Source organism: Citrobacter sp. TBCS-14 (assembly GCF_005280805.1).
Taxonomy (GTDB): Bacteria; Pseudomonadota; Gammaproteobacteria; order Enterobacterales; family Enterobacteriaceae; genus Citrobacter; species Citrobacter gillenii.
Map to the genome: position 1 here is coordinate 1 of NZ_SZWM01001248.1, position 223 is coordinate 223.

A 223-nucleotide genomic window follows, 5' to 3' on the forward strand; every position below is an offset into this window, starting at 1 on the left:
TCCAGAGTCAGCAGCACCAGTACGAAGACAAAGAACGCCATACATACCCAGCACATTAGCTTGCCTAACGGCATCTTGTAGATCGATTTCTCATGCAGGTGTGGACGCTGTTTGCGGTACACCAGGTATGAGCAAAGAATGATGGTCCAGACAAACATAAACAGGATTGCCGACACGGTGGTGATCATGGTGAACGCGCCAATCACGCTCGGGTTCACATAGA

1 protein-coding gene is annotated in these 223 nt (G+C 49.8%); it reads right to left on the reverse strand.

Annotated elements, in window-relative coordinates; all coding sequences use genetic code 11:
* A partial coding sequence (locus tag FDX22_RS26525) for an amino acid permease (RefSeq protein ID WP_146718023.1) occupies window positions 1-223 on the reverse strand: 223 nt, incomplete at both ends.